This is a genomic window from Microvirga sp. Mcv34 (assembly GCF_024519725.1).
Lineage (GTDB): Bacteria > Pseudomonadota > Alphaproteobacteria > Rhizobiales > Beijerinckiaceae > Microvirga.
Map to the genome: position 1 here is coordinate 1 of NZ_JALJRK010000165.1, position 4,895 is coordinate 4,895.

The 4,895-nt window shown below is 65.3% G+C and carries 2 protein-coding genes and 2 pseudogenes; 1 reads left to right on the top strand and 3 read right to left on the bottom strand.

Annotation, left to right across the window (positions count from 1 at the left end):
* Positions 1-690: 690 nt before the first annotated feature.
* Positions 691-1,482 (top strand): annotated as a pseudogene (locus OC446_RS29315) (class II glutamine amidotransferase).
* A gap of 170 nt (positions 1,483-1,652) precedes the next feature.
* Here the strand turns inward: OC446_RS29315 and OC446_RS29320 are convergent.
* The 3 genes and pseudogenes from OC446_RS29320 to OC446_RS29330 form a co-directional block, all read right to left on the bottom strand.
* Positions 1,653-2,387 carry a PIN domain-containing protein gene (locus tag OC446_RS29320; protein ID WP_262032434.1) on the bottom strand — a complete coding sequence of 245 codons (735 nt, stop codon included), beginning with the start codon at positions 2,385-2,387 and terminating at the stop codon, positions 1,653-1,655.
* Positions 2,387-2,635 carry an antitoxin gene (locus OC446_RS29325; RefSeq protein WP_262032433.1) on the bottom strand — a complete coding sequence of 83 codons (249 nt, stop codon included), beginning with the start codon at positions 2,633-2,635 and terminating at the stop codon, positions 2,387-2,389. Before OC446_RS29325 ends, OC446_RS29320 begins: the two co-directional genes overlap by 1 nt.
* Positions 2,636-3,310: 675 nt before the next feature.
* A pseudogene (locus OC446_RS29330) lies at positions 3,311-4,544 on the bottom strand (IS110 family transposase).
* Positions 4,545-4,895: the final 351 nt, after the last annotated feature.

Consider the following 4,895-nt stretch of genomic DNA (forward strand, 5'->3'; position numbering starts at 1 on the left):
GAAATGAGCGCTCACCATCGCGTGAAACAGCTGCTCACGATCCGCGAGATGCGCACAGCAGCTTGGAGGCGCTGACCGCCTTGAGAAGGACTGTGCGGGTCTGGCGAGTTTGGGGCAGCCAATCGTGTCACGACGCTCTAAGGATCGGTCTGTCGGCCCGGCGTTGACTTGCTGCACCCAGAGCTTTGCCAGTGGCAGCAGGCCTTACCCCGCAGGGTCGGGCGCAATCTGTTCGCCAAATCGGTGAGGTCCTCCATCCGGACCCGATCACGGTGCATAAGCAGCTGCACGATCGGCTCGGCCAAGATCTCATCCAGCGATGGCTCGCCTTGCAGCACCTGGCCCACCGTGACCTAATCTCGACGATTCGAGCGCGAGCGGCGCCGATACCGAGCTCGCCAGGCAAGATCATGACGCGGTGGTCGGGTCCTGTCCTTCCAGCTCAGGCGTAGCGCCTGCGCGTTCAGTAACTCGCACCACAGGCGTTCGGCTGGAGCGACATACTGACTCGGCCATGCCCTGTCTTGACGTCCAAACCGGGTCCCCGGAGCTTTCGGTGCCCTGCGAGCACCGTCGACTCGGTCCCCTCGCGCACGCTCGTGAAGTTCGATCCGCCAAGCGAACCTTTGGGTCTTAACGCATCGTTTACCATACCGGCACAGTCTCGACGCACGCTGAACGGGACCCCTGATGTGCCGCTTTCTCGCTGATCAGGGCAAACCCATTCTGCTGTCGGATCTGGTGTGCGCCCCCGCTCGTTCGCTCATGCACCAGTGGCGCCACGCCCACGAGGCCAAGACAGGAACGAACGGCGACGGCTTCGGCCTCGGCTGGTATGGCGAGCATCCCGAACCGGGTCTCTATCGCCGAGATCCGTCCCGCTTGGTCGGATGAGAATCTCACAAGCTTTTGCGCCCAGGTGCGCTCGCCCCTGTTCTTCGCCCATGTTCGGGCGTCCACCGGCACGCCGACCACTCGGGCCAATTGTCACCCGTTCGCGCATGGCCGCTTCCTCTTCATGCATAACGGCCAGGTCGGCGGCTTCAGCGGATCAAGCGCCGCCTCGAGGCTATGATCCCCGACAACCTCTATGACGCCCGCCGCGGCACGACCGACTCGGAGGCGATCTTCCTTGCAGCTCTCGCCGATGGACTTGCCTGTGACCCAGTTGGCGCCATGGCGCGTACGCTTCATGAGGTGCGTGGGCTCATGAAACACGCTGCAATCGAAGAGCCGCTTCGATTGACGGCGGCCTTCACCAACGGCAGCTGCATCTGGGCATACCGCTGGGCCAGCGACGACCGTCCTCCAAGCCTTTACTATCGTGAGTTGCCAGAGGGCGTCATTATTGCATCGGAGCCGACCGACGATCGCCGGCAAGGCTGGCGGGAGGTGCCGAAAGGCATGGTGCTGCTAGTGCGCTCCGGCTCGGTTGCTTCGATCAGCTCCCTTGTGGACGCGGCAGCCAAGAAGGCCGCGTGAAGGGGCACTCGGCCCGGTGACGCCCCCAGCGAACTCCCGCTGAATTCCGGGAGGTTGCGCATGTCAGCGATACACTTGGACCGGTTCTCTCCGGCGTTGCCTTGCTTAACGGCTTGGCCTAAGCGACGGCGCTGGGCCTATAGGCCGGGCGCCGTCATCGAGCGTCGGCTCTACATCTTGTGGCCGGGAGGCATGCCCTGCATATTCATGCCGCCGCCCGACTTCGAGCTCTTCTTCGTCTTCGCCTTTTTTGCTTTCTTGTTGTCCCGCACAGGCGTCAGAAGGCCATCAGAAGCTGCGATCCCGGCTTGACCCGCCGCTATTGGAGCCGGGAGGGCAAGGGCCAAATTCGTTGCCGCAAACACCAAAGCTGTCGCAAGAAGGGCTGTTTTACGCATCGATCTCTCCTGTCGTGAGCGGACCAGCCGCACATTCCTGTTGGGCCGATCAGGAAGTTCAACTCCGGACAGGCCCGGATCGTTCAGAACGGCGAAGCAATCCCAATCATGCGCGTCGCTTCCCCGGTTCGGAGCCGCCTTTTGTCGAGCCAAGCTTACCGCTGCCGTCCCATGGTGCTCATGTCGTGCTGCATGGGCGTCCCCGGCATCGAGCTCGTGGTGGGCGTGGCGGCCGGCATGGGGTCGCCTGTCGCCATGCCCTGCATGCCAAGCGTGCGCCATCGCATCCTCCTTATCGAAGGGCAGGACTTCGAAGCGGATCGCGTCCAAGCGTTCCAGGTTCTCGACCCGCCGCCGGCTCTTGTAGGCGCCGTAATAGAGTTCATGGGCGACAATCGAGGAGAAGCCGACCTGGCGCGGATCTTCGCGCCGGGCCCTTTGGGCAAGATGGGAGGTAGTGCCCTTGAGCAGTTCGATCATGGCATTGGTATCGAGCAGGTACCGCATCACCGAAACAAATCGTCGAGCTCTGCGTGCTCCAGGGGCATCGGGGGCTGCTCCCGACCGTTCGGGAGAAAGTCTTCGCTCATCCGGCCGGCAATCGCATCGAGCCAACTCCAGTCGGTGGCGACCGGCTCGAGGATGACGGCGTTCCCATGCCGGCGGATGCGCACCTCCTCGCCTGCGAAGCGATACTCTTTCGGTAGGCGGACAGCTTGGGAGCGACCGGACCAGAAAACGCGTGCCTTGTCCATGATGCCTCCAGACTGGTATATAGCACTGCTATATACAGGAGGCGGCACCCGAGAGCAATGATCTGAGTTGGGCCAAATGGACAATCCTTTGGCAGACCCGCTGATTCCGAGGGATGTCGGCCAGGGATTCCGAGATGAACCCGGCCACCGATTCCGATTTGATCTCGGCCACCTTTCCAAGATGACGTCGACCGCCCTGTGAGGTGGTGATCGCTCGACCGCTGGTGAACGCAGCGGGCCTTCTCGTTCCGACGAGGAGAACCCGATGCCAGCCAAGAGAGTGTCGATGCGACGTATCCGAGAGATCCTGCGCCTCAAGCACGCCTGCGGTGCCACCGACCGGGCCATCGCTCGCTCCATGGGGTCGCATGGGAGTTCCGCACCAAGGAGCGCGAGCCGACCAGGGTGCCGTGCAGGGTCTTGGGAGCACAACGCAGGCGCATCTCCCGAGCTCACCCGAGGATCGATCACGTCATGACTCGATCCCAAGCGGCTGACCGGCAGCCGCTGAGATGGGGCGCGGCACCGACGGCAAACATCAGTGCCGTGCTTGCCGTGAGCGACGGATGAGGTTGAACAGCCCCTTTCTGCGTTGATCGTGCTATTTTGTTGTCGCCCACGGGTGACCGCGTGACGAAGAGCCGGGTGTGAGGTGAGAGCCCGACCGCGCTGTCTTCAGGGTCGCTCCTCCTTTGCGGCGCCCGTGGGCACCCGGCGACCGCGCCGGCTCCAGCCCTCGGTCATGCGCCGGTGGGCGGTCTCCGCCTGCTCGACCCGCCGCCGTTCCTCCTGACGGGTGCGGCTCAGGTTGTAGGCGTAGGCTGCGCCCCTCTGGCCGCGGCGCGCCGGCTCGCCCGCACGCAGCTCGAGGTCGCGCAGCTTCTTGGCGTGAAGGGCGGAGCGCACCCAGGCGTAATCCTCACTGCACGTTAGCAGGTGCCAGATGATCACCGCCAGCTTGCGCGCGACCGCCACCGCCGCGACGTGCGGCCCGCGGCGGGCAGAGACGCGCTGGAAGAAGGCGCGCAGGGGCCCAGGCCCGCGACGGCCTGCCAAGCCGCCTCGACCAGCATGGTGCGGGCGTGCGTTCGCCCCTGCTTGGTGATGCGCCCGTGCCGCGGCCGGCCGTCGCCGGACTGGTGCACGCTCGGGTTCAGGCCGAGATAGGCGACGAGCCGATCCGGACCGGCGAACCGCTCGATGGGACCGATCGCTGCGATGAGCCCGACCGCGACCACCATGTCGATCCCCGGGATGGTCATGAGCCGCTTCACGTTCGGGTCTGCCAGTGCATCACGCGCCAGCTCGCGCTCCACAACGCGCAGGTCCTCGCTGAGCCGATCGTACTCACGAAGATGCCGTGCGACCGCTTCGCTCTCGTCGGAAGGAAGCGGCTGCGCCAGGAGCCACGCCCTTCCCCGAGGCCCGAACAGGTCGGCGTGGGGGCATGGGGGTACGAGGTGGGCGTGCAGGATTGACTGGACGATGGTCTTCAGCCGCGCCCGCTGCCGCACGATCTGCGTGCGACGCGTCACCTGCCGCCGCAAGCCCAGCGTCGCCTCGTCCGGGATCCAGACCTCCGGCAGGAACCCGCTCGCATAGAGGCGGGCGAGCACGGTCGCGTCGATCACGTCCGTCTTGATGCGCGCTTCCGCGATCAGGCGGACCTGGCGCGGGTTGGCGATCACCACCCGACCGACGTGCGGCCGGATGGCCGGATCACCTCGGCCACGGCGCTCGCGTTGCCGGTGGCCTCCACGACGACATGGTCATCGTGGGTCAGTGTCCGGGCGAACGCTGCCAGGCGGTCGCGCGTCATGCCGACCCGGCCCAGCCGCCGGGTCTTGCCGTCGTCCAACATCACCGCCTCGGCAAAGACGCGGTGGATGTCCAGTCCCACAACCCGCATGAGAGTGCCTCCTCGTGGTGTCGATCTCACGGGAGCTGGCGGGCAACACGGCAACTACGGATCCGCGCTCGCAGCCATCCGGGCGAGCCGCAGGGGCGGCCAGATAACGGCTCGGGCTCGCAGCCCATCGTTCAAGGGTCGGCCTGCCCGCACTCGCGTGCTCCCGGTGCCCCACGTCCCGGATGGGCTCACCATAACGCCGATCCCAGGATCAGCAGGACGTCAGGACACCGAGGCCATCATGCCGGATAACGGCGCGCGTCAACGGTACGGGTGGTGAGCGCGTCAACGTTGTCGGGCGACATGTAATTCTGGACCCCCCTGTTGCCTCACCGAAGAATGTTACCGGGT

What these genes read in the sequence shown, in the direction of transcription:
- OC446_RS29320 (WP_262032434.1), bottom strand. Translation starts at nt 2,387, where the DNA reads ATGCGGTACCTGCTCGATACCAATGCCATGATCGAACTGCTCAAGGGC.
- OC446_RS29325 (WP_262032433.1), bottom strand. Translation starts at nt 2,635, where the DNA reads ATGGACAAGGCACGCGTTTTCTGGTCCGGTCGCTCCCAAGCTGTCCGC.